24 protein-coding genes are annotated in these 25,880 nt (G+C 36.7%); 13 read left to right on the forward strand and 11 right to left on the reverse strand.

Annotated elements, in window-relative coordinates; genetic code table 11:
- The first annotated feature begins 248 nt into the window (after window positions 1–248).
- The 3 genes from V6R96_RS13755 to V6R96_RS13765 all read left to right on the forward strand — a co-directional run bounded on the left by V6R96_RS13755 (window position 249) and on the right by V6R96_RS13765 (window position 2,670).
- Window positions 249–932 (forward strand): porin family protein, encoded by a 684-nt coding sequence (locus V6R96_RS13755; protein WP_111953328.1) that lies wholly within the window; start codon window positions 249–251, stop codon window positions 930–932.
- A gap of 4 nt (window positions 933–936) precedes the next feature.
- A complete protein-coding gene (locus V6R96_RS13760; protein ID WP_336379441.1) occupies window positions 937–1,629 on the forward strand; it encodes a porin family protein in 693 nt (230 codons plus the stop codon).
- A gap of 333 nt (window positions 1,630–1,962) precedes the next feature.
- Window positions 1,963–2,670: a porin family protein gene (locus V6R96_RS13765; protein WP_111953607.1), complete on the forward strand. Its 708-nt coding sequence runs from the start codon at window positions 1,963–1,965 to the stop codon at window positions 2,668–2,670.
- A gap of 174 nt (window positions 2,671–2,844) precedes the next feature.
- On the opposite strand, the gene V6R96_RS13770 is transcribed toward V6R96_RS13765, so the two are convergent.
- The 6 genes from V6R96_RS13770 to V6R96_RS13795 form a co-directional block, all read right to left on the reverse strand.
- On the reverse strand, window positions 2,845–3,789 hold the full coding sequence (locus V6R96_RS13770) for a glycerophosphodiester phosphodiesterase family protein (protein ID WP_336379440.1): 945 nt from the start codon (window positions 3,787–3,789) through the stop codon (window positions 2,845–2,847).
- 141 nt (window positions 3,790–3,930) lie between these two features.
- The gene (gene purF / locus V6R96_RS13775) at window positions 3,931–5,430 is read right to left on the reverse strand and encodes an amidophosphoribosyltransferase (RefSeq protein WP_111953326.1); all 1,500 of its coding nucleotides are present in this window, start codon (window positions 5,428–5,430) and stop codon (window positions 3,931–3,933) included.
- 106 nt (window positions 5,431–5,536) lie between these two features.
- Complete coding sequence (gene purC / locus V6R96_RS13780; protein ID WP_223559523.1) at window positions 5,537–6,256, reverse strand: phosphoribosylaminoimidazolesuccinocarboxamide synthase; 720 nt, start codon at window positions 6,254–6,256, stop codon at window positions 5,537–5,539.
- Window positions 6,257–6,289: 33 nt separating this feature from the next.
- On the reverse strand, window positions 6,290–6,985 hold the full coding sequence (locus tag V6R96_RS13785; protein WP_336379439.1) for a DUF3307 domain-containing protein: 696 nt from the start codon (window positions 6,983–6,985) through the stop codon (window positions 6,290–6,292).
- 2 nt (window positions 6,986–6,987) lie between these two features.
- The gene (locus V6R96_RS13790) at window positions 6,988–7,593 is read right to left on the reverse strand and encodes a SatD family protein (protein ID WP_111953320.1); all 606 of its coding nucleotides are present in this window, start codon (window positions 7,591–7,593) and stop codon (window positions 6,988–6,990) included.
- A gap of 164 nt (window positions 7,594–7,757) precedes the next feature.
- The gene (locus V6R96_RS13795; protein ID WP_336379438.1) at window positions 7,758–9,623 is read right to left on the reverse strand and encodes an endonuclease; all 1,866 of its coding nucleotides are present in this window, start codon (window positions 9,621–9,623) and stop codon (window positions 7,758–7,760) included.
- Window positions 9,624–9,815: 192 nt separating this feature from the next.
- On the opposite strand from V6R96_RS13795, the gene V6R96_RS13800 reads away from it, so the two are divergent.
- The 9 genes from V6R96_RS13800 (at window position 9,816) to V6R96_RS13840 (ending at window position 18,264) form a co-directional block, all read left to right on the forward strand.
- The gene (locus V6R96_RS13800; RefSeq protein WP_111953316.1) at window positions 9,816–10,955 is read left to right on the forward strand and encodes an acyl-CoA dehydrogenase family protein; all 1,140 of its coding nucleotides are present in this window, start codon (window positions 9,816–9,818) and stop codon (window positions 10,953–10,955) included.
- Window positions 10,956–10,972: 17 nt separating this feature from the next.
- Window positions 10,973–11,470: a DinB family protein gene (locus V6R96_RS13805; RefSeq protein ID WP_111953314.1), complete on the forward strand. Its 498-nt coding sequence runs from the start codon at window positions 10,973–10,975 to the stop codon at window positions 11,468–11,470.
- A gap of 192 nt (window positions 11,471–11,662) precedes the next feature.
- Window positions 11,663–14,593 carry a reprolysin-like metallopeptidase gene (locus tag V6R96_RS13810; protein WP_111953312.1) on the forward strand — a complete coding sequence of 977 codons (2,931 nt, stop codon included), beginning with the start codon at window positions 11,663–11,665 and terminating at the stop codon, window positions 14,591–14,593.
- 401 nt (window positions 14,594–14,994) lie between these two features.
- A complete protein-coding gene (locus V6R96_RS13815; protein ID WP_223559527.1) occupies window positions 14,995–15,708 on the forward strand; it encodes a glycohydrolase toxin TNT-related protein in 714 nt (237 codons plus the stop codon).
- 10 nt (window positions 15,709–15,718) lie between these two features.
- Entirely contained in the window at window positions 15,719–16,138 is a 420-nt protein-coding gene (locus V6R96_RS13820) for a hypothetical protein (RefSeq protein ID WP_336379437.1), read from the forward strand.
- A gap of 286 nt (window positions 16,139–16,424) precedes the next feature.
- Window positions 16,425–16,892: a nucleoside triphosphate pyrophosphohydrolase family protein gene (locus tag V6R96_RS13825; protein WP_073063272.1), complete on the forward strand. Its 468-nt coding sequence runs from the start codon at window positions 16,425–16,427 to the stop codon at window positions 16,890–16,892.
- Between the two features lies 1 nt (window position 16,893).
- Window positions 16,894–17,460 carry a thioredoxin family protein gene (locus tag V6R96_RS13830; RefSeq protein ID WP_223559529.1) on the forward strand — a complete coding sequence of 189 codons (567 nt, stop codon included), beginning with the start codon at window positions 16,894–16,896 and terminating at the stop codon, window positions 17,458–17,460.
- A 2-nt stretch (window positions 17,461–17,462) separates the two neighbouring features.
- Entirely contained in the window at window positions 17,463–18,068 is a 606-nt protein-coding gene (locus V6R96_RS13835) for a DUF4230 domain-containing protein (RefSeq protein WP_336379436.1), read from the forward strand.
- 13 nt (window positions 18,069–18,081) lie between these two features.
- A complete protein-coding gene (locus tag V6R96_RS13840) occupies window positions 18,082–18,264 on the forward strand; it encodes a hypothetical protein (protein ID WP_034730159.1) in 183 nt (60 codons plus the stop codon).
- Between the two features lie 343 nt (window positions 18,265–18,607).
- On the opposite strand, the gene leuB is transcribed toward V6R96_RS13840, so the two are convergent.
- Genes leuB through V6R96_RS13860 form a run of 4 tightly spaced genes read right to left on the reverse strand, consistent with a single transcriptional unit; the run spans window position 18,608 to window position 22,916 of the window.
- Entirely contained in the window at window positions 18,608–19,732 is a 1,125-nt protein-coding gene (leuB, locus tag V6R96_RS13845; protein WP_336379435.1) for a 3-isopropylmalate dehydrogenase, read from the reverse strand.
- Complete coding sequence (gene leuD / locus V6R96_RS13850; RefSeq protein ID WP_336379434.1) at window positions 19,713–20,318, reverse strand: 3-isopropylmalate dehydratase small subunit; 606 nt, start codon at window positions 20,316–20,318, stop codon at window positions 19,713–19,715. The genes leuB and leuD overlap by 20 nt, the downstream gene beginning before the upstream one ends.
- A gap of 16 nt (window positions 20,319–20,334) precedes the next feature.
- The gene (gene leuC, locus V6R96_RS13855; RefSeq protein WP_336379433.1) at window positions 20,335–21,723 is read right to left on the reverse strand and encodes a 3-isopropylmalate dehydratase large subunit; all 1,389 of its coding nucleotides are present in this window, start codon (window positions 21,721–21,723) and stop codon (window positions 20,335–20,337) included.
- A gap of 29 nt (window positions 21,724–21,752) precedes the next feature.
- Window positions 21,753–22,916 (reverse strand): 2-isopropylmalate synthase, encoded by a 1,164-nt coding sequence (locus tag V6R96_RS13860; protein WP_336379432.1) that lies wholly within the window; start codon window positions 22,914–22,916, stop codon window positions 21,753–21,755.
- A 146-nt stretch (window positions 22,917–23,062) separates the two neighbouring features.
- Between V6R96_RS13860 and V6R96_RS13865 the strand changes: the two genes are divergently transcribed.
- Complete coding sequence (locus V6R96_RS13865) at window positions 23,063–24,607, forward strand: hypothetical protein (protein ID WP_336379431.1); 1,545 nt, start codon at window positions 23,063–23,065, stop codon at window positions 24,605–24,607.
- 93 nt (window positions 24,608–24,700) lie between these two features.
- Here the strand turns inward: V6R96_RS13865 and V6R96_RS13870 are convergent, their stop codons facing one another.
- Window positions 24,701–25,717: a membrane dipeptidase gene (locus V6R96_RS13870; protein WP_336379430.1), complete on the reverse strand. Its 1,017-nt coding sequence runs from the start codon at window positions 25,715–25,717 to the stop codon at window positions 24,701–24,703.
- Window positions 25,718–25,880 lie beyond the last annotated feature (163 nt).

The following is a 25,880-nucleotide window of genomic DNA, read 5'->3' on the forward strand; positions in this document are numbered from 1 at the left end:
TTTTTATACACACAATATCTTCATCTTTTTTGGCAAGAATTTTGCCATTTGTAGATAAGCTGAAAGCATATATATTTTATAAATGTCTACAGCAAAGTTTCTTCATATATAAATTGATTTCAAATAGAAAAGGTCAGGTTTATTCATTTAAGCCTGACTTTTTCGCGTTTAACATGATTTTTGTCATTTTATTCTCTTTGGCGGGAATTTTGCTGAAGTACGGAGAAATAAGTTAAAACTTTATAACCATGAAAAAACTAATTTTAGGATTAGCAATTGCAGCAAGCCTTTCGGTTAATGCTCAAGAAAAAACAAAATCTTCTACACCCGTTACTTTTGGGGTTAAAGCAGGATTCAACGCTTCAACACTAAGCAAAGTGGATCAGTATGATAATGACCAGAAACTGAAGCCTGGTTTTAACGCTGGAGTATTTGCCAATATTCCGGTAGCAGAGAAATTCAGCATTCAGCCGGAGCTTCTTTTCAACCAGTTAGGTTCAAAAACTGAAGAAAGAGAAGTGTATTACTCCAATTCTGACAGATACACCAGAGAAGTAGATTATAAAAAGACACTGAGCTATCTTGCCGTACCTGTAATGGTACAGTACAATATCCTCCCTCAGCTTTATGTAGAAGCAGGTCCGGAATTTGGATTTCTGTTAGGAGGAAAAGATAAAGGTGATATTACCACTACCAAAACTTCCGGAAATACTACGACTACGCAGACAACAACATTTTCAGAAAAAATTGTTAAAGATTTATATAATAAATTCAATTTCGGGATCGGGATTGGAGCAGGATATTATTTTACACAGAATTTTGGGGTAACAGCCAGATTTACTGCGGGTATCACAGATATCTTTAAAGAAAACAGTGCGGATACTGTTAGAAATAATGCATTCCAGGTGGGTGTGGCTTATAAATTCAAATAATAATATGAGAAAGTTATTTTTAGGATTAGCCGTTACGGCAGGCTCATTGGCATTTACACAGGAAAAAACAGAGACTATATCTAAATCTCCCATTACTTTTGGAGTAAAAGGAGGAATGAACATTTCTTCTCACACTGATGGAAATGAGGATACTTATTATTGGTCGAATTATGAGCGAAAGTCAAAGATTGGATTTAATGCAGGAGCTTTCGTCAATATTCCGGTTTCAGGCAAATTCAGTGTTCAGCCGGAAATATTATATAACGGATTGGGCTCAAAAATAGAAAGCACCATCAACTTTGATATTCCTGACGCCAGAATGAACAATAAAGAAACCCTTTCTTTAAGCTATCTTTCAGTACCATTAATGCTTCAGTACAATCTGTTGCCTGAACTATATGTAGAAGCAGGTCCTGAATTCGGATTCCTTCTGGGTGGGAGATCCAAAGGTGACCTCACTCAAACCAGTAATCAGGACGGAGCAAGCAGTACACAGAGTTATTCTGATAAAATTGTTATGGATTTATTCAATAAATTCAATTTTGGAATAGGTATCGGAGCCGGTTATTATTTCACTCAAAATCTTGCAGTTACAGCCAGATTCACGGCCGGAGTTACAGATATCTACAAGTACAATTCATACGATGCCGTTAGAAACAATGCATTACAGGTTGGTTTAGCTTATAAATTCAAATAGAGATATATTATTTTCAAGTTAATGTCGGATCTTTTTGGTCCGGCATTTTTGTATCCTATCAAGGGAAACAACATTTCATATTTTCAATTTTAACTTTGTGTCAAATCATCAACATAAAGTCAATTTCACTTACAATCATCTTTCAAAAACAAATTTTCATAATATAATTTTTCTTAAAAAACAGTTAAAAGCATAGACAAGGTAATGTGAAAAACCTTCATAAAAGCCCTTTAAATAAGGGTTTTTGGAGTTTGGCAAGCATTTTGCAAAATAAATCAAGTCTGATTGAAAAATCAGGTGAAAAGTAAAATAGTAAAATTAAAAAATAAAATTATGAAGAAGTTATTTCTAGGGTTGGCAGTTGCTGCTGGCATGATGACGTTTGCTCAAGAAACAAAAACAGTAAGCACAGAGCCAATCAAAAAAGAAACACAACCTATCAGATTCGGTATTAAAGCGGGTGGAAACTCATCTTATTTCAGTGAGCAGAAACTAAGCCTTAACAACCAGAAAATCGGATTTCATGCGGGGGTTTTAGTTAATATTCCACTTTCTCAGAAATTCAGCTTACAGCCGGAAGTTTTATACAACCAGTTAGGAGCGAAAAGTGTAATCTCTTCCACTGATGTAACTGTTGGTGATACTAATATTAAAACGAAAAGCGATTACAAAACTACCATGAACTATATTTCAGTTCCTTTAATGGTACAGATGAGACCTACAGAGAAATTTTATGTAGAAGCAGGTCCTGAATTCAGCTATTTCATTAACGGGAAAAATTCCGGAAACAGTACTATTTCTACAACTACAGGAGGAGTTACAACCACTCAGTCTGTATCTAACTCTGAAGACATTAATAAAGATAATGTTAACAAGTTTAACTTAGGTCTTGGTTTAGGTCTTGGATATGATATTACTCAAAATATTGGGATCAACGCAAGATATATCAACAGTCTTACGGATATGAGAAACCAAAAGCCTGAGGGTACTGAGCCATTGAACCACAGAGCGTTTCAGTTAGGCTTGAATTATAAATTCTAATAGAGGACAATCAATTATTTAACCTATAGTAAAGTCCGGACTTAAAATTTTTAAGTCCGGACTTTCGTTTTTACTGACGTAGAAAGTGATTTTAGAATAATGAATCTTATACCAATTGTCAACGGCACCCAAAACTCTCTGACTCTCAAACCCGTACCCGCGTAACTCAAATTATTAGAATATTCGTGGATCATCGCTGATCACTCCATCTACTCCCATGTCTTTTAATTCTTTTAGCCTTTCTTTGGTATTGACAGTCCATGGTATAACTTTCATACCCAATGCATGGCATTCCTGTACAAGCTCTGAAGTAACAAGTGTGTGATCAGGACTGTAAATGGTTGGGGTAAAACTCAGAAATTTCATATCTCCTGATACACCATTCAGATGATCAGGATACTGCCTGAATTTCTCTGCAGGAATATTTTTGAAATGAGCCTGCTGTTGTGCCAACTTTTTATCATCAACTTTTTCCACCAGCAAAGCAGTCATGATCTTAGGGTATTCCTTATGAATGATTTCCAGTGTTCTGGGGTCAAACGACTGAATGATTACCCGGTCCTGAATTCCTTTTTTTAGAATAATGCTCATCATCAGATCTACAAATTCTTTTGGTTCAGGATGAAATATATGGTCAGAAAAAGGACGTGTTTTTGTTTCTATATTATAAAAAGGTAAAGGTCTTTTCAATTTACGGGAGTAAGCCTCACATGCATCTATTACTTCTGAAAAGAGAGGCTTTTGGGCCTTTATTTTCTTCTGATCAGGATAGTTATCAAGTTTCTTTAAGCCTACGTCAAATGTTTGAATTTTAGCATAAGGCATATCATAAATTTTATAGTAAAAACCTGAGTCTTTGGGAATATAAGTTCCATCGGGCTTTGTTACTAATTCGGGAGAAAGAAAAGCGTCATGGGAAAGGATTACTTTTTTGTCCTTTGTAATAGCAAGATCCATTTCCAGCGTTGTGATGTTCATTTTCAGAGCATTCTTCATAGCCGGAACTGTATTTTCGGGATATAAGGACTTTCCTCCGCGGTGTGCCTGCTTATCGAAAGACTGAGAGGAATACAAATGAGCAAATACCAGAAAAATACCTGTTAAGAATACGTTTTTCATATGAAGTTTTAATAATATAAAATTAAAACTTGCTTTTATATTGTATGATACAGGAATATTAAACTTTTGATACATTTATAAAAACAAAAAGAGCCAGATTTTTATATCTGGCTCTTTCATTTATTTCAAATGGATAGAATATTAATTAAACAATTCTACCTCCTCTCCTTTTCCTACCGGATATTCTTCTGTAAAACATCCGAAACAGTGGTTGGAAGATCCTAAAATCTCTTTCAGGCTGTCTGTACTTAAAAATTCCAGAGAGTCTACCCCCAGGTAATCTCTAAGCTCTTCGGTAGTCATGTTGGCCGAAATCAGATCATCTTTCGAAGGGGTATCTATTCCTAAGTAGCATGGAGCAATAATAGGTGGAGAAACACTTCTGAAGTGGATCTCTTTTACTCCTGCATCTTTCAGAATTTTTACTAATCTTTTGGAAGTGGTACCTCTTACAATAGAATCATCTATGATCACAACTCTTTTGCCTTTGATCTCAGAAATGATAGGATTAAGCTTAAGGTTCACTACTCTTTCTCTCATTTCCTGTGTCGGAACAATGAAACTTCTTCCAATGTATCTGTTTTTAATCAGAACCGGACGGAAAGGTATTCCTGAGGCCTTGGAGAAACCAATAGCAGCCGGAACTCCTGAATCGGGAACTCCAATTACTACATCAGCTTCTACAGGGGCCTGTTCCCAGATCTTTTCACCGGATTTCTCCCTGATCTCGTATACATTGATATTTTCTAAAGTAGAGTCAGGTCTTGCGAAATAGATGTATTCAAAAGAACAAATCCTTTGCTTGCCTCTCGCTTCATTGACCATGTAAGAATTAAGCTTACCCGGTTCGTTTTCATTCGTATAAATGATTTCACCAGGTAAAATATCACGTACATACTGGGCACCTACGGCATCCAATGCAACAGATTCGGAAGCTACAACGTAAGTTTTTTCGTCAACAGCTCCTAAAACCAACGGACGGATTCCGTTGAAATCCCTGAAAGCAAAGAATTTATTTCTTGTCATTCCCACTACGGAATATGCGCCTTCAATTTTCTCCATGGTCGCCTTAATGGCTCCGCGAAGTCCTAAATCAAGATTTTTTTGAATTAATCTTAAAATAACCTCAGAATCGGAAGTAGCTCTGAAAACTACGCCTTCAGCTTCCAATTCATTTTTTAATTCTCTCGCATTGGTAAGGTTACCGTTATGCGCTATAGAAAGAATAATCTGGTCATATTCGTTTTTCGCGAAAAATGGCTGGAAATTATACTTCTTTTTGTCACCTGCAGTCGTATAACGAGTGTGTCCGATTGCAGAATTTCCCATAAAAGCTTCAGGATCCTGGATCTCTTTATAAACATCCAAAACCAAACCTTCATCTTTCATATTGGTAATTTTTCCGTCTTTTAAAACAGAAATACCACACGCCTCCTGACCTCTGTGCTGTAAAGCAAAAAGCCCGAACTGCGAAAGAGAAAACGTATCAAGATCATTATCAGAATACATTCCGAAGATTCCGCACTCCTCATTCGGAGCGTCCAATCTTTCTTCTTCCTGCGTTCTGAAAAGATTTCTTCCGTAGGTTTGAGTCTCAAATTGTTTTAAATATTCACTTTTATGAATGTCTAAACTTTTCATTTCTATTTTTTCTAATCTAGATTTTATTTTGATAGATTTTAATTAGATGAAAAATTAAATATTATGTTAAATACAAAAACTTAACATCTAATTTTTATCTAAAATCTTATTTCTGAAGAAGAGTTTTAAGACGATTGTAGATTTCTACATAAGCCTCGGTAACTTCTCCTAAATCTCTTCTGAATCTGTCTTTATCCAGCTTTTTCATGGTGTCTTTGTCCCAAAGTCTGCAAGTGTCAGGAGATATTTCGTCTGCCAGGATGATTTCACCGTCAGAAGTTTTTCCTAATTCAATTTTGAAATCGACCAGGATAATATTCATTTTGTCGAAAAGATCGATCAGGATTTCGTTGATGTCAGAAGTAAGCTCATACATCTCATCAAGCTCTTCATAGGTTGCAGCACCTAAGAAAACGGCGTGGTGATCGTTGATAAGCGGATCTCCCAATTCGTCTTTTTTGTAGCAGATATCGAAAATGGTAACCGGAGATTTAATTCCTTCTTCCACTCCTAATCTTTGAGCCATGCTTCCTGCAGAGTAGTTTCTTACTACCATTTCCAAAGGAATGATTGATACTTTTCTTACCAATTGCTCTCTCTCGTTCAATTGCTTAATGAAATGAGTCTTAATCCCTTTTTCATTTAAATATTCAAAAATCAAAGTTGTGATGGCGTTGTTCATTTCACCTTTCAAATCAACAGATCCTCTTTTTTGAGCATTAAATGCTGTAGCATCGTCTTTAAAACGTACTACTACTTGATCAGGATTATCGGTAGCAAATACTTGTTTTGCCTTACCTTCGTACAACATTTCTTTCTTTTCCATTTCTAAATTCGTATTAGTTAGATTTATTTTATATTACTTAATTAAAATTCCTGTTAAAACAGCCAGTCCAAAACTCAGCAATGTGCCAATAAGCACATATTCCGTCAGTTTTCTCTGCTTAGCTTGTGCCAGATCACTGAATCTGAAAACTGATTTGGCAGCAACCATAAAACCCACGCCTTCCCAATGATTCACCATAATAAAGGTGAAAACCAGGAGACGTTCCAAAATTCCTATATATTTTCCTGCACTCGACAGAGATTCGGTTTGTATACTGCTTTGTGTTTCCGGGGCCGGAGTCCAGGAAGACAATGCTATCTTAATAAAAATTGAAGCCGGTGTTGTAAGGAACAATACAGCCAACAATATTTTCAAAAATTGCTGATTCTGCAGAAAATCAAAACTGAATTCTTTGAAATAAAATGAGATCCCAGCAATGACAAGAATATGCAGCAGCTGATCTATGAAGAACCATCTTTTCTTGTTCTTTACAGTCTGGAAGATCAGTTTTGAGGCATCAATAATAAAATGGGTAATCCCGACAAGCAATGAAACCCACCACAGATCTGTATTCCAGAGAAAAACAAAGCTTAAAACGGTATGGATCAGAACATGAAGATACAAATATGGGCTTTTCAGCTTACGGCGTTCCTTATCTGCAACCCAGGAATTTGGCTGAAGAATAAAATCTCCGAGTAGATGTGCCAATATGAGTTTAGTAAAAATCATGCTTACAGTTCTGAGATTTTCTTTCTAAAATATTGATTAGTTTCTACGATAAGGTCGTAGTTGGCGCGTTTCAGTCTCTGGCTTACCGAGGACTGTGAAATAGCAAATTTTCTGGCGAGATCTTCCTGTGTGATATCCTGGTTCATGATCATTTCGTGAATGATCTCTGCCGTGGCTACCGTCCAGCTGTCGAAATCTTTTGAAGACCATTTCAGAAGGATATTCAGATCCCTGTCTACAGCTTCGTTTGAGGTTTTTATAGAAACGGTGTGCCCGTCACTTTTAAGGTCGTTGAGCAGTCTTCCGGAATGTACATAGGCCGTTCCGTTGGATTCGGTGATTTTTTCAGAGGAAAAATTCTCTTCACCGATGCCTATTGCAATTCTTACATCTAAATTTTCCTGACTTCTTATGAGGGACTTAATGGCTAGAAAACGCCAAAATACTTCATCAATACTGCACTTGAACTGAAATTCATCTCCTCTGTAGATTTCCCATGCGAGCGGTGAGCTTCCCCAGTTTTCCAGGAGATTCTTGAGTCTGGTGATCCAAACTTCTGTGTCTGCATGCTGTGAATTTATAATATCACCGGTTATGACCGCTATCATTATGCAAATATAAGCATAATTACTTATAAATAAAAAATATAAGCAGAAACACTTATAGATATTGATTATTAGTGAATCTGCTTATATCAATGATGCTTTAAATAATAACTTCATCAGTATATTTTATGAGATTGCTTCGCTCCGCTCGCAATGACATTTACTTGTTATTTTTTGATAAACTGATACGTTTTATCATCAAGTTTTAAGAGATATAATCCTGTTGAAAGATTCTGTATGGAAATATTTTTCTTATTTCTGAACGGATCATTTTCTGTATAAATTACTTTCCCCGAAAGATCCAATACCTGAGCTGTTTTTATATCCTGAGTTTCTCCGCTTACAAAAAGATCATCATGAACAGGATTCGGATATATTTTAAACTCTTTGTTGGAAGTAATCAGATCGGTTGCAGATAAGGTTCCCCCCAGATTCTGACAATAATTTGCGGGATAGGAATCCCACTCACCGACAGTGAAAGTAGTTGTTGGCTGGCTTACCGTAGCTTTTCTGTAAAGAGAAACATCTCCGTATGAATTACTTACAAACTTGCTTCCTATAGCATCAACTGTTGCTGACTTATAGGCCAGCTCTATATATTGGGTTCCTGCAAAAGTCAAAGCATCACCTGCTGTAAGAAAGCGTGCATCATTATTGGTGTAACATGATAATGCAGATTTAGGGTTCAGAATGACGAAATTTTCGTTATTAGGTATTTTTCCTTCAAGTTCAAAACTGTTACCAAAATAATAAGAATCACTTACACTATTGTAATATTGTACTTTTATGCTGTAATTGTTTAAATCTACTTCATGGCCCGTCTTATTTACAATTTCCAAAGCTTTGTTGTTACCCGTCCCTTCAATATATTTAACGATAAAAAGATCCTTTGAATTTATATCTGCAGCTGATGTGGATACAGTAACTGCATTACTATCAGGAGACTGCAAGTAGCCCTGATCATATGCTTTTACCGTAAACGAGTAAGAGGTAGAAGGTGTCAGATGATCAATAACTATTGATGTAGATTTTGTGGTGGTTAATAAAATGCCATTCTGATAAATATTATATCCGATAACATCTGAGCTTGTACTTGGTGACCATGTTAAATGAGTAAAATAAGCTCCGGATTGAATGGAATTTAAATTTAAAGGAGCCTGTGGCGCCAAAGCATCAGGGGTCTGCACCCAAATAGAATTTACCCATTGAGGGTTATCAATAAAAGGGTTTCTGTTTTTCTGAATGGTATAAATGGCATTATTTCGGTCTGTTTCCCTTTGAGATACAGGATCCTGAAGATGCCATTGAAGAAGCATCGAAATATAGGCAGGATCAAAAGCCCGTTCTGCAGTTCCATCCAGGGGAGATCGGTCTATCGCAGGATTAATATTGGTTGAGTAATTAAATGAAGGCAGTTTACCTTCATATCTTACAGCAAAATAGAGCAGCATCCTAGCAACATCTCCTTTAAATTCATCCACAGGCTCATACACTCTATTCGTATAAATATAACCGGGAATAGCACTATTGGCAATTTTGGATGAGTTGGTAAATGTATAATGAACCGTGGAATTTCCGACACCATAAGGGTAATTATTTCTAAGCTGATTGATTCTTGCATCCGTAGGGATCACAAAATGTAAATCAGAATACATAGGATAATCACTGTTAAAAGTACTTTGTGGAACTACATGTTCTCTGTTATACCCCAATCCTTCAGCACCTGAAGTACTTATTAAGCTGGCTGATGTATATTCATAAGAATCAGGGCCGGAAGGGATCTCTGAATAAATATCCAATAAAATAGTAGTATTGGCTGGTCCATGATCATAATATTTATCCAGATCTGTCTGATTATATAGATTGGGTAAATCACCATAATGCCAGTTGACATTTTTCTCAGAAATAATATCGTGCAGCTTAGATTTCAGTGCATAGCCTGTAAGCCCTACTGTTCCGTCATAATAACCGGCAGGAGCCTGGGCAACAGCAAATGATGAAATTAAAATGACAGGTAGTAAAAGTTTTTTCATTCTTAAAAATTGGGTGACTAAAATAGTAAATTAAAACACTTGAAGTTCTGAATTTTTCATTAAAAAATCATTAATTATCAAAATATAAAAAATTGATTATTAAAATATTGCGTATATAGCCCTATGAGCTAAATAATTATTTTTGGCTTTCCGTCAATTTAATTATCTTTGGGAACTAACTATTTTATCTATATGAACACAGAGACTATTGACAACATTAAAATGATAGCAGAAACAGCAAGAGAATTTGCTGAGAAAAATATCAGACCGAATATTATGGAATGGGACGAGAGCCAAACGTTTCCAAAAGACTTATTTCACCAGTTAGGAGAAATGGGATTTATGGGAATTGTAGTTCCTGAGCAGTACGGAGGTTCCGGTTTAGGCTATCATGAATATGTTACTATTCTGGATGAAATCTCTCAGGTAGACCCATCAATTGGTCTTTCTGTGGCAGCACACAATTCACTTTGCACCAATCACATCTATGAGTTTGGAAATGAAGAGCAGAGAAATAAGTGGCTTCCGCAGCTTGCTTCAGGAAAAGTGATCGGAGCATGGGGGTTAACAGAGCACAATACAGGTTCTGATTCAGGAGGTATGTCTACTACTGCTGTAAAAGACGGTGATGAGTGGATCATCAACGGAGCGAAAAACTTTATTACTCATGCTATTTCAGGAGATATTGCCGTAGTAATGACAAGAACAGGTGAAATAGGTGCTAAAAATAACTCTACTGCTTTCGTTCTGGAAAAAGGAATGCCTGGTTTTACTTCAGGAAAGAAAGAAAACAAACTGGGAATGCGTGCTTCTGAGACCGCTGAACTTATTTTTGATAATGTTCGTGTACCGGATTCACACCGTTTGGGAGAAGTAGGAGAAGGATTCAAACAGGCTATGAAAATTCTGGACGGGGGTAGAATTTCTATTGCAGCATTAAGTTTAGGAACTGCAAGAGGAGCTTATAAAGCGGCTTTAAAATATGCTAAAGAAAGACATCAGTTCGGAAAAGCAATCGCTGAATTCCAGGCTATCAACTTTATGCTGGCAGATATGGCTACTGAAATTGATGCTGCTGAACTTTTGATTCAGAGAGCTTCAACATTGAAAAATGCTAAGCAGAAGATGACCAAAGAGGGGGCAATGGCAAAACTGTATGCTTCTGAAGCTTGTGTAAGAATTTCCAACAATGCTGTTCAGATTTTCGGAGGTTATGGATATACAAAAGACTTCCCTGCTGAGAAATTCTACAGAGATTCCAAATTATGTACTATCGGTGAAGGAACATCAGAGATCCAGAGACTGGTAATAGGAAGAGACATTACAAAATAATTTAAATACACTCACAAATGATCAAACAAGCCCTCCTAGGTGAATTTCTGCATGAAGCAGAAAGCACAAGAAATCTTTTAAAAGCAATTCCTGATAGTGCTTTAAACTGGAAGCCATCTGAAAAAAACTGGACTACCGGACAATTAGCTTCTCATATTGCAGAAGTGTATAACTGGTATGATTCTACCTTTAATCTTGATGTTTTTGATATGGGAACTTATCAATATGACAAAGGTGATATTTCTAAAGCCGAGAATATTTTAGCAAAATTTGAAGAAAACGTTGCCAAAGCTCAGAAAGTTTTAGAAAATTCAGATGAAGGAAACTATTTTAACGAATGGAAAATGGAAATGGGTGGAAATGCACTTTTTCCTCCTATGCCAAAAATTCAGGTGATCCGTTCTTTTTTATACAATCACTTATATCATCACAGAGGTGAGCTGATTGTTTATCTGAGAGCAACAGGAAATACCGTTCCTGGTTTATACGGACCGACTGCTGACGACCAGATGTAAATTTAGACTTATATTAAGATAAGTAAATAGCATACGTATTTTGCGTATGCTATTTACTTTTTTTGAGATAATATATTTTCAATGTATTACATAATAAATTAGATGTATACTCTAAATTTTTCTTAAATATTTTTGTTTTTCGTAAATTATTTTTTATTAGCTTTGATATTCCACAATCTAAATGAATAATTTATGAAAAAACAACTATCCATGATTGGAATGCTTCTTATTACGGGCATTTCTTTCGCGCAGACTGATCGTCTCTGGAGTGAAGGTTCAAAAAAAGCACCTTCAGAAATTTTTGAAAACAAAACCTCAATTAACAATCCGAAAATCTATAGTCTAGATTTTGAAGGATTAAAAAACGCTCTCAACAGAGCTCCAAAAAGGCTTGCCCCGGGAGAAAAATCAGAAATTATCATTTCTTTTCCTAATTCTGAAGGAAAGATGGAGAATTTTAAAGTAAGAGAAAATTCAAATTTTGACCCTCAGTTAGCCGCGAAATATCCGGATATTAAATCTTATGTAGGTGAAGGCCTGACGGATTCCAATTCAACAGTTTATTTCAGTATTTCCTCACTTGGTCTTTCTTCTATGGAGATTTATGGTGACAAATCTGCAGTTTTTATTGAACCCTACGCCAAAGATCTTTCGTCTTATGTTGTATACAGAAAATCGGACAAAAAAGACGATCTCAATAAATTTGAATGTACAGTTATCGACGTAGCCCAAAAAGGAGTATCCAATAATACCCAGACTGCCAGACCGAATGCGGATGATGCCAAGCTGAGAACATTCAGGTTAGCTCTTTCCACTACAGGAGAATATACAACGTATTTTGGAGGTACTAAAGCAAATGCTCTTGCTGCCATTAACAATACAATGACCCGTGTAAACGGTGTTTTTGAAAAAGATTTTGCAGCGAGAATGGTTCTGATCGCCAACAATGACGCTGTCATTTACACCAATGCTTCTACAGACCCCTATTCTGCAGCTTCAGGAATGAGCAACTGGAATTCACAGCTTCAAAGCACACTGACTTCAGTGATCGGGGAAGCCAATTATGACATCGGGCATTTATTCGGAGCTTCCGGAGGTGGCGGAAACGCTGGGTGTATTGGATGTGTCTGTACAAACGGTTCAAAAGGAAGCGGATATACTTCACCGGCAGACGCTATTCCTTCAGGAGATAATTTTGATATCGACTATGTTGCCCATGAAATGGGACATCAATTTGGAGGAAACCATACCTTCTCTATGAATAATGAAGGAACCGGTGCTAATATGGAACCGGGCTCAGGATCAACCATTATGGGGTATGCAGGGATTACTGCTCAGGATATCCAACCTCATTCCGATGCATTTTTCCATGCGATAAGCATTCAGCAGATCACCAATAATATCAAAGCTAAAACATGTCCGGTAAGCACTTCTACAGGAAATGCCATTCCTACAGCGAATGCCGGCCTTGATTATACCATTCCGAAAGGAACACCGTTTATGCTTACGGGAACAGGAACTGATGCTAACGGAGATTCATTAACTTACATTTGGGAACAGATGGATAATGCATCATCATCCCAAACCGGAGCAAGCTCTGCAGCAAGTGCTACCAAAGCATCAGGTCCTACTTTCAGATCATGGACCCCTACCACTTCTCCAACAAGATATTTCCCAAGAATGGCATCCATCTTAACAGGAGGCACTACTACTGCAGGTTCAGAAATTACAGTGGAAGCACTGTCCAATGTAGCAAGATCTTTAAATTTCAGATTTACCGTTCGTGATAACAGAGCCGGAGGTTCAGGAAATAATTCTGATGATGCCCTGATTACTGTAAATGCAACGGCAGGACCTTTCAGTGTTTCATCACAAAATTCAGCTACTACCTATTCAGGAGGAAGCTCACAAACCGTAACATGGAATGTGGCGGGAACAACAGCCAATAATGTAAATGCGGCGAATGTAGATATCCTTTGGTCAACAGACAGCGGAAATACATGGACTACCCTTCTTGCCGGAACTCCAAATGATGGAACGCAGGCTGTAACTATTCCAAATTCGTCTACGACAACAGGAAGAATTATGGTAAAAGGATCCAACCATATTTTCTTTGATGTAAATAATGCAAATATCACTGTAAATGCAGGTTCAGGAGGCACAGATACGGTAGCTCCTACGGCTCCTACCCTTGCAGCTTCCGGAACTACATCTACCACGACTAATCTTTCCTGGAGCGGCGCTACGGATAATGTGGCGGTTACAGGTTATGATGTTTATCAAGGTGCTTCATTGATCGGTTCCACAGCATCTACAACCTATACGGTAACAAGTTTAACACCTGCCACAACGTATAGCTTTAGTGTTAAATCTAAAGATGCAGCAGGAAATGTATCGCCTTCAAGTAATACAGTAAGCGTTACAACACTTTCCGGAGGTACGGTAACTTACTGCTCATCTTCTGCAAGCAATACAGCAGATGAAAGAATCGGAAATGTGAAATTCGGAACTATTAACAATACTTCAACAGGAACTGCGGGATATGAAAACTTCACTTCAGTTTCCACCAATGTAACAAGAGGAAGCGCTTACACTATCTCAATAACTCCAACATGGACTTCAACTGTTTACAGCGAAGCTTATGCTGTATATATTGATTACAATGGTGATGGTGACTTTACGGACAGCGGAGAATTAGCTTGGTCTAAAGCGGGTTCTACCACTACTCCTGTAACAGGAAGTATTACTATCCCTGCAACTGCAACTGTTGGTGCTACAAGAATGAGAGTCATGATGAAGTATAGTTCTATACCTACTTCTTCATGTGAAGCTTATACTTATGGTCAGGTTGAAGATTATACCCTGAATATTGTTTCTTCAGGAAGAGGAGAGCTTACTGATACCAAAGATCTGATCACTGATATCAAGTTATATCCCAACCCAGTAAGAGACCTATTACATATTTCAAACACGACATCAGAAGATTATAAAATCTTCGATATGGGTGGAAAACTAATCAATTCAGGAAAATTGGAAAGAGGTAGTGTAAATGTAAGCGGACTTATCAAAGGCGCTTATATGATCCAGGTTGGAGAAGCTGCCAAGAGATTCATTAAAAATTAATAACCATTAAGTAAACACTTTGGAAGACTGCCTTCGGGCAGTCTTTTTTTTATGCCAGATGATTTTAAAAATTCCCACGGAAATTTACAATGCAAATTAAACTTCAAAAACAACGCATAAGTGTTTAAAATTTACTTATAATTATTTATTTAAATAAAATTCATTAAAATTTAAAAATTTTAATTTAAATTTATCATTCAAATTTCTTTGTACCGTTACTCGATCAGGCTAGATACATTCTTATATTGGTCTTTCAATTCATAACATATAAGCCTCTCATCCTAATTTTTATTTCTCAAAATGATCCTGCAATGATAAATTGTTGAAGTAAGCTTATTTCATAAAACCAATATTTTAAATTAAAGAACAGCTTTAAAAAAATAACTATAAAAACTTTTACCATGAAACATTTATTTAAGTACATCTTTTTATTGACAACTGTATTATTTTCAGTTGCCTGTAGTTCGGACAATGAAGAAACTGATCACCCTACGGGAGTCGTTACCCATGTGTTCTATAAAAACGCAGATGAATTCGCTTTAACCTACGATCCGGCCGGAACTGTAAGCCAGGCCATCAGAAATCAGGCATTTGATTTGTATAAACTTGGGAAATGGAGTGAGTTAGAAGCATTATTCAACGCTAATAATCTTAATGGTGGCTGGCCTCCTGCAAACGGCGGGTACAATATCGTTGATGATGTTCCGTTTCAGGCAGGGCAAAAATTCGACAGGTATAGTGGCGCTATTGGCAGCTATGACGGAACAGGCGTTCCTACTTTAGGAGGAAGCTTTACAAGCCCGATCATCAATGGATATGTGTATACTTTCTCACAAAGAGCTTTAAATCAGCCTGAAAATAAATATGATTTCTACTATGAAATAGATGTCCTGAATAATTTACTACCTTTCAAGTCTCAAACGGCCGATGTCATTCCTTGGTTTAACCAGATTGGCGGAGGAAAACAGACGATGTGGAAAATCCCGATTGATGTTACAACAGGCTATCAAAAAACATGGAATAAGCTGGCACAGGAAGGATATGTAAAGATTACCATCAAAAAAAGTCCGAGCGGAAAATATAACAATCAGGTCGGCACAGTGATACAGCAATAAATAAACTCAGATGTATTCAATATCAAAAAAAATAAAACTTATCAGGCAGGCGGCTATTGCAAAAAATCATTTCAGCAATGATGAAACAGTTCCGGCTGCTGAAACAAAATTCACATGTTGTGATTGTGGTCAGGAAAATTCAATTGAAATATTTCCTTATAAATCCGGATTCCCGATTTTTGAGATTTACAATGAAGATAAAGTTTTATCCAGAAATGAATTATTAGAAAACAAAATCGTTACTGAAACTTCCCGTAGAATATTATATCTTGGAGAGTTAACGGTAAGTGATTTACCTACCCTATATTTTGGAACAGACTGCAGATCTTGTCAATCAAAGTATATCTGCGTATTCAGTTACGGGGAATGGCAGCCGGGATTAATACTTTTAAACATTTCCGGTATCTGGAAATATGAAGAACTGGAATAGCTGTTTATATTCTTAAACCATTAAGAAAAGTTAAGAAAAATCAAGAGAATTTTTCAAGTAAATCCTTAAAAGCTTAATCATCCTTAATGGTTTAGAATTAAAGGTTCAAAAATTTTCATTAATACATTTCAAAATTAAAAATATAATCCACAGTTTAAACTGTGGATTGTTAGTGAAAACACGTTTGTAGTCAACGATTATTTAACCTTTTATCAGAACAGATATCTAATGGGTATTACACATTTTCCAAAATCGTTTTCTATCTTTGCTGTAAATAATAAAATTCATGGATAAAATTGACAGTCTGAACCAAGTTGCAGAATTCCACACCACTTTTAAAGCCCCTATTTTAGATACACCACAAATCCCGTCTCAGGAAAGATGCAACCTTAGAGTTGAGCTTCTTCAGGAAGAATTAAATGAATTAAAACAGGCTATTGCTGATAATGACATCGTAGAAATAGCTGATGCCCTGTGTGATCTTCAATATGTTTTAAGCGGAGCTGTACTGGAATTCGGACTTGGCAATAAATTTGTAGAGCTATTCAACGAAGTACAGCGTTCCAATATGTCTAAAGCATGCGATAATGCAGAACAGGCAGAGGAAACTGTAGCATTTTATAAAGAAAAAGAAGTAGAATCTTTTTATGAAAAATCAGGAGAGAAATTTAACGTCTACAGAAAAGCAGACCATAAAGTTCTTAAGAATAAGTACTACTCCCCTGCAGATTTAAAAACAATTATCGAAAAATAATATGAAAAAATTTATTACCAATATTGTTGCTGTTTCATGTCTTGTTTTGGCTTCCCAGCAGTTCAGTGCCCAGAAAGTGGTGATGAACCGTGAAGTAGAAACTCAGAACGACGGCAAAATGCTTTTGGGAAACCAGTTCAAAGAGCAGTTCTTAAAAGCTCCGTACGCAGACTGGTATGTGAAAGAGCATGACGAATATGCCATTGACCAAAAGGCAATCGGTGAACTTAGAAAAGCCAAACTCACTTCGTATTCTCTTGTTGTTTTTATGGGGACCTGGTGTGAAGACAGCCACAGAGATTTCCCAAGACTGATGAAAATACTTGAGGAATTGAAATATCCTGATAACAAACTGACGATCATTGCTGTTAACCGCAAGAAAGAATCTCCTACCGGAGACGAGGTACGCTATAATATCCAGAAAGTTCCTACTATTATTGTAGAAAAATATGGCAAAGAGATCGGAAGAATCATAGAAATGCCTACCAGCGGATATATTGAAAGAGATCTGGTAAACATTCTGAAAAAAGATGACAGTTCGGTAATCAAAGAAATTTTTAACAAATAGTGTTGAGAAATTACAAAGTAATCCTATCATTTGCAGCGGGAATTCTCGTTATGCTGATCCTGTTTTTCGGGCTTAAATCATGTTTTAATCTTGGTGAAAAGACAGAGAAATCGGATTTTTATATTCTGACCAACCAGATTTCTAAAATGAACAAAATGGTCGTCATGGAACAGAATGTGTCCAGCATGCAAAAAACCAAGATGGGCTATGAGATGTTTGGTAAAGAAGTTTCAAACAACAGTATTATTACCTACACCAAAACCAATGCACAGGTTTCTTATGATCTTAATAAAATGAAGATAGAAGTAGATTCTATCAACAAAAAACTGGTTATCATTGAGCTTCCCGATGCGGAAATAAGAATTACTCCAAGCGTTGAGATCCAATCGCTGGACGATTCTTTTTTCAACAGGATCTCTGAAAAAGACATTAAAAATGTGACCCAGAAGGCTAAAGAAACTGCGGTTAAATCTATTAATGAGAATCAGCTGAGAACGGAAGGCCGCAAACAATTAATGGAAAATCTTAATAATATTTTCGTTTTGGCAAAAGCTTTGGATTATACCATAGAAGATGAAACCGGCAAGCTCGGTGTTTTAGGACTCTAAAAAATGTAAAGCTATGAATTCAGAAGACAACAAAAAAAAGGAATCTGCCAATTCAGCAGAAACGAAAAAGCAGAATCAGGATTTTCAAAATATTCCTGCTTCCTCCGAAAAAAGCAATCCACCTGATATTGATAAAGAAGATGTTCAGAAATCTTCCAAAAACAAATCGGGAAAAACGGATAACACTAAAAAATAAACGAAAAGATTCCACTCAAGTGAGTGGAATCTTTTTTATTGGAAATTTTAAACCATAAAAGTCACAAAAGTTTTTTGTTTTTTAACACTTTAGTTTCAAAAGTTTTATATCCTGAAATATTAAGTACATATAAACCTAAAATCAAAGATTTTAATATAACTTAAGTGTACTTCATATGCGTAATGTATTAACCTTAAAATAATTAAAGTGTTCAACTAAGCTTTTGTGACTTTTGTGATTTAAAAAGCATGTTCTTGTAAATCTTAAGCAGATAAAAACGAAAGATTCCGCTCAAATGAACAGAATCTTTCTTACTAATCTATTATTATATGGACTTAAATGATCATACGATGGTAGATTTTCCGATCTTGATATTTTCAAAATTGTAATAAGATTTCTCAGAATACTTAATATAATCTGCAATAAAACTACCTACTTCACTTGTAGAATAATGCTGCTCAGCATTAAGGTCTACCGTAACATATCTGTTTTCAATAGCATGCTCTACTGCCCTTCTTAATTTATCTGCCGCTTCCGGAAGTTCAAGATAATCGAGCATCATAGTTGCGCTTAGGATTGAGGCCACAGGATTGGCAATACCTTTTCCTTTAGCCTGTGGATAAGAGCCATGGATTGGCTCAAATAAAGCATTTTCCTCACCTATAGATGCTGATGGCAAAAGCCCGATGGACCCGCCAATAACGCTGGCTTCGTCAGAAATAATATCTCCGAACATATTTTCGGTCAGGATAACATCAAACTGTTTTGGGTTCAGAACCAGCTGCATAGCCGCATTATCAACAAATATATAATCCAGCTGTACATCAGGATATTGAGTGGCAATTTTCTGGCAGGTCTTTCTCCAAAGTCTCGAAGTATCCAGAACATTAGCCTTGTCGATCAGCGTAAGCTTCTTTTTCCTTTTTTCAGCTTCCTTAAAAGCCATATGGGCAATAGGAATAATCTCTTCCGTGCTGTATTTACAGACATCATAGGCATATTTACCATCCGGATCTGTAAATTTTTCACCGAAATAAATACCACTCACAAGCTCCCTGAAGATCTGGATATCCGTTCCCTCGATAATCTCTCTTTTCAAAGGACTCTTATCAATCAGTGAAGGATAAGTTTTCAGAGGTCTGATGTTAGCATACAATCCCAGTTCTTTACGGAGCTTCAATAGTCCCTGCTCAGGTCGTACCTTTGCTTCAGGATTGTTATCAAAAACCGGATCTCCAATCGCTCCAAACAGAACAGCATCCGAATCTTTGCAAATCTTTAATGTTTCTTCTGGAAGTGGATCGCCAGTTTTAAAAATGGCTTCAGCGCCCATTAATCCATAGGAAAACTGGAACCGGCATTTAAAGACTTCAGCCACAGCATCCAATACTTTAATACTTTCACTGACCACTTCCGGCCCAATCCCGTCGCCGGGAAGAACTGCTATTTTAAAATAACTGTTGCTCATACTTTTGTGTTTTTAGTTCAAATTGTTCTATAGCCTGCTTTTTGCTGATTAAAAAATCAATATCATCATAGCCGTTCAGCAGGCATATTTTTTTATAGGAATCAAGCTCAAAAGTTTCGGTTGTATCCTTAAAGCTTATCGATTGTAATTCCACATCAATGGCAATTTCATTATCAGGATTTTCCTGGATTCCTTCCAGAATTTCTTTTAAAAATTCTTCAGAAACTTTCACAGGGAGAAGTCCGTTGTTCAGGGCATTTCCTTTAAAAATATCCGCAAAATAGCTCGATATGATTACTTTGAAGCCATAATCTGTCAAAGACCAGGCCGCGTGTTCACGGCTGCTTCCACAACCGAAATTATTTCCCGCAACAAGAATTTCACCACTGAATTTAGGATTGTTTAAAACAAAATCCGGATTCGGTTCTCCTGTATGAATATTGAATCTCCAGTCTCTGAACAGGTTCTCTCCAAAACCTTTTCTGTCAATGCTTTTAAGAAATCTTGCCGGAATAATTTGGTCTGTATCTATATTTTCTGCCGGCAGCGGTACTGCACGGGATTTTAAAACAACTAATTTTTGCATGTACTTTTTAATGGATTTAGTTTAAATTTTCAAAAGCAGAAATTTTACCTTCTATCGCTGCTTTTGCTGCAGTAAGCGGACTGGCAAGAATGGTTCTCGCGCCTTGTCCCTGTCTGCCTTCAAAATTCCTGTTTGAGGTTGAGACACAGTATTCTCCTTCAGGAATTTTATCATCATTCATTGCCAGACAGGCAGAACATCCCGGTTGACGGATCTGGAATCCAGCATCATTGAAAATCTTATCCAATCCTTCTTCATGGATCTGCTTTACAACCTGTTGAGAACCCGGAACAATTAAGGCCTTTACATTTTCGGACTTACTTTTTCCTTTGATATACTGTGCTGCAGAACGGAAATCTTCTATCCGTGCATTGGTACAGCTTCCGATAAATACATAATGTACTTTAATGCCGGAAATTTCCTGGCCAGCCTTTAATCCCATGTATTTTAAGGCTTTTTCTTCAGATTCAGTCTGAGGAACCGGAATGACTTCGTGTACTGAAATTCCCATTCCCGGGTTGGTTCCGTAAGTAATCATTGGGAAAATATCCGAAGCATCGAATGTCAGCTCTTTATCAAAAACAGCGCCTTCATCCGTTTTTAAAGTTTTCCAATAGGCCAGTTTATCTTTCCATTCTTCTCCTTTAGGCGCAAATGTTTTTCCTTTTACATAATCGAAAGTGGTTTGATCCGGTGCTATCATTCCTCCTCGTGCTCCCATCTCAATACTCATATTGCAGACAGTCATTCTTCCTTCCATGGACATTTCTTCAAAAACATTTCCGGCATATTCACAGAAATATCCTGTTCCACCATCAGTTCCGATTTTGGAAATAATATAAAGGATGACATCTTTTGCCTGAACATTATCATTAAGTTTTCCATTGACTGTAATCCTCATTGACTTCGGTTTATTGAGCAGCAAGCACTGACTGGCAAAGACCTGAGCAACCTGGCTGGTTCCAATCCCGAAAGCTATAGCGCCAAAAGCGCCGTGTGTAGAGGTATGACTATCGCCGCATACAATACTCATTCCCGGCTGGGTAATTCCCAATTCGGGAGCAATGATGTGTACGATTCCCTGATACTGATGTCCCAATCCGAATAATTCGATATTGTTTTTTTTGCAGTTCTCTGTCAGCTGTTCCACCTGATTTCTGGACAGTTCATCCCGAATAGGCTGTTCCTGATTAAGGGTCGGAACATTGTGATCTGCCGTAGCTACGATCTGCTTTGGTCTGAAAATTTCAAGATTTCTGGCTTCAAGTTCTGCAAAAGCCTGAGGGCTGGTTACCTCATGGATAAGGTGTTTATCTATATAAATGATTTGAGGGCCGTCGGGAATCGTTTCTATTACGTGAGCATCCCAAACTTTGTCAAAAAGTGTCTTTTTATTGTTGTCCATATTCAATTCTCGTTGATTTTAAATCAATATTATCCTATTTTCCGGCTGCATGTTTCCATGATCATGTACAGATCGTCATTTTTAACTTCTTTCTTTCGGTCTGCAATTTTTAAAAATTCCTGATACAAAAAGTCAAGTTCATTTTTGGTGATATCATAACCGATATGCTTAAATCTGTATGCTAATGCAGAACGCCCGCTTCTCGCTGTAAGAATAATAGATGAAGCATTGACACCTACTTCTGCTGGATCAATAATTTCATAGGTTTCACGGTTTTTAATGACTCCATCCTGATGAATGCCTGAACTGTGTGCAAAAGCATTGGCTCCTACGATAGCTTTATTAGGCTGTACCGGCATTCCCATCAGATCTGAAACCATCAAACTCATTTCATTAAGCATTGTTGAGTTGATATCTGTATGAAAATTTAAGTCCTTATGCTGTTTTAAAATCATGACCACTTCTTCCAATGCTGTGTTTCCAGCCCGTTCTCCCAAACCGTTTATCGTACATTCGATCTGGCGTGCTCCATTGATGACCCCTGCAATGGAATTGGCTGTAGCAAGACCTAAATCATTATGGCAATGGCACGACAGAATTGCTTTTTCAATACCTTTTACATTTTCTTTCAGGTATTTTATTTTCTGACCATATTCTTCGGGAAGGCAATAACCTGTTGTATCCGGGATATTCAAAACGGTGGCTCCGGCTTTAATTACTTCTTCGCAGACTCTTGCCAGGTAGGCATTATCGGTTCTTCCTGCATCTTCCGCATAAAATTCTACATCTTCTACATAGCTTTTGGCATATTTTACGGCTTCTACTGCCCGCTCCAGAATATCCTCACGTGTTGAATTGAATTTATATTTAATATGAGAATCAGAAGTTCCGATTCCTGTATGAATACGAGGCCTCTTTGCATATTTCAATGCTTCAGCAGCTGTATCAATGTCTTTTTTATTAGCTCTTGTCAGTCCGCAGACTTTGGCATTTTTTACCAGTTTTGAAATTTCAGAAACAGATTCGAAATCTCCGGGGCTTGAAATCGGGAAACCGGCTTCTATTACATCAATTCCTAGCTTATCGAGCCTTTCTGCTATAATCAGTTTTTGTTTTGTATTCAGTTTACATCCGGGAACCTGCTCCCCATCCCTCAGCGTTGTATCAAAAATTTCGATTTTTTCGGAATTCATAATGAAGTTTTTTACTTAATTTTGATCAAAACTACTGCTTACAATATTTTTACATTTTCACCTTGACTGAAAATTACAATATTCAACAGCCGGAAAAATAACTACATTTACTTAATAATCAATTTATTACATTTTATAAATTTACAATGGCAGAATTGCAGAAAGATTTTTTGTTTGTACTGATTAAGTCATTAACCACTTCTGAAAAACGACAGTTCAGGCTGTATGTGAATCGTCTCGGAATTAATGTTGATGCCAAATTTCTACTCCTTTTCTCGGAACTGGATAAGATGAAGGAATATGATGAGCAGATCATCATTGAGAAAAAAATTTCTACCAAACAGCAGCTTTCCAATCTGAAAGCCCATCTTTATAAGCAGATCCTCGTAAGCCTACGAATGAATCCCAGTCATCAGAACTACAGGATACAGCTTCGTGAACAGCTTGATTTTGCAAATATTTTATATCAAAAAGGACTTTATAAGCAGGCTTTGAAAATACTGGATAAGACCAAACAGTCTGCCCTGGAACTGGATGAAAAAAGCATTGCGTCTGAAATCATCAATCTTGAAAAAGTCATTGAATCACAATTTATTACCCGAAGCATTGAAGGGCGTGCCGATGAACTGATTAAGCAATCTACAGAAATCAGCAAACAGAATCATTATGCAACAGAGCTTTCTAATCTGTCGCTGAAATTATACAGTGAAATGCTTACGTATGGCTATGTGAAAAATGATACAGACCGGGAAAAAGTATTGAATCTGTTCAATGATCAGATTAAGAAAATTAAACTAGACCAACTGAATTTCACAGAAAAGCTTTGGTATTTCAAAGCTCATGTGTGGAAAAACCAACTGCTTCAGGATTATAAATATACCCTGAAATATGCCTATCAGTGGGTAGATCTGTTCCACAAGAAACCAGAGATGATCATCAGCCATCCGGTGTGGTATATTAAAGGAAACACTTACCTGCTGAAAATTCTGTTCCTTTATGGAAATATTGATATCCTGGAGGAGCATTTTGAGCATTTCAATGCGATGGTCAATTCACAGAATTTTGCTCAGAATGAAAATCTGCAGGCACTGATCTTTCTTACCCATTACAATACTTTAATGAACATTCATTTTGTAAAAGGTGAATTTTTCACAGGGACCAAACTTATCCCTGAGATTGAACTGAAGATGGAAAGACTTCGGGAAAAAATTGACGAGCATCATTTTATGATCCTTTATCTGAAAATGGCAGCCATGTTTTTCGGAAGCAAAAAGTTTAAAAAATCCATCGAATATTCCATGAAGGTTGTTGAGTGTAAGGGTAATGTTCAGGAAGATCTTCTATTCCACACAAGGATCCTGATTCTAATGGCGAAATATGAATCCGGGAATGATGAAGATTATGATGAATTCATCAATTCTACCCTTAAATTTGCCCGAAAAATGAAGAAACCGGAAGCATTTCATTTTGAAAGCATTCAGTTTTTTAAAAACATTAACAGTCTGGTATTAGATCAACATCATAAAGCTTTTGATGCTTTTGATGAAGTGCTTGATGGATTTTCTAAAAATGAATATTACAGGAGATCACTGTTCTATATTGACATCCATGGCTGGGTAAAATCTAAGGTGAAAAACGTGGATGTGATAGAGATTATCAAGCAGAAAGTAAGATATAAGAGAAAGAGTTAAAAATCCTGCAGATGACTCCGATAATTTCAACCAACTACAGGATTTTCGTTTTTTTTAACAGTATCTGATGGATGAAGAGCCGAAGCCACCAGACTAAAACTTAAATCTTTCTATAAAGTCCAATGCATTTTTATGACTGATCTTTTCCATTATCTCTGTGGAAAAATCTTTTTCAATTCTGCTGTTGGTGGTGTTAAATAATGATGCATTATCATAGCCTTCAAAGAAAAAGGGATAGCGGGATTTATCCGGATGCCCTTTGTCGTAGAAAAAATCTGCACCATAGGCAATGGCATCCTCTCCTCCCAGATCAAGCCCATGTTGAATATGTTCATATAATCTCTCCGGATTCTTTTCATCAAGCCATTCACGGATAAGGTTTAGCCCGATCAGCCCTTTCCTTTTAATAATTTCTTTCGCCAGTTCATCCGGAAGATTTCTTTTTTTGTTCTGAATATTCCTGTAATTGGAGTGGCTTGCTAAAATAGGAATGTTATAATTTTTTTGGTCTACATAATTAAGAATATCATATGCCAGCTGATCACTTGTGTGGGAAAGATCAATAGCAATTCTCCGGTCTGAAATATAGTCGATCAGGACTTTTCCGTCATCCTTCAGGCCGGCTTCAGAGGTGTTCCCTCCCCCAAAACGGTTTTCAGTGTGGTGGGTAATTCCCAGGTAAAGAATTTTTTGTGTGTTTTCGATGATGGTTTCCAGATTTTTAAACCCTGCTTCCAGAGTATCATCTTCTCCGCAAAAAGCAGATGCATTTTCAATGGAAGCTATAATACCTACTCTATCTTTGTTTTCAGTATTTTTATAATTTCCGTTTTCAAACAGGAAGAAGTTTTCATTCTTTAAAAGATCTGAAAATATTTCACTCTGTTTTACACCCTCAACGGTACTGTTTGCATCTGTTGATGCATATATTGCCATAACCTGGAGTTTTACATTCCCTTCTTTTAGATACGGAAGTGAGCATCCCAACTCTCTGTCATCAATTGTGGAGCCCGCTTTTAATAAATAGTATAATAAATCACAGTGCAGGTCAATATTAAAGTTTTTCATATCATCGTACATATTATCGTTTCTTTTTCTTTGAATTATCATAGAATTTACAGCACAAAAACCTCATTATCATAGCATTGTTACTACAAAATAACGATAATGTCAGTGTGTTTCTTTATGAAAAATTCAGATTGGGGATGGATACATTTAAAATAACGGATCTAAATTTGAAGATTCAACAGTAATTCTTAATTCAAATATACTT

The organism is Chryseobacterium sp. CCNWLW53 (assembly GCF_037083525.1).
GTDB lineage: Bacteria > Bacteroidota > Bacteroidia > Flavobacteriales > Weeksellaceae > Chryseobacterium > Chryseobacterium lathyri.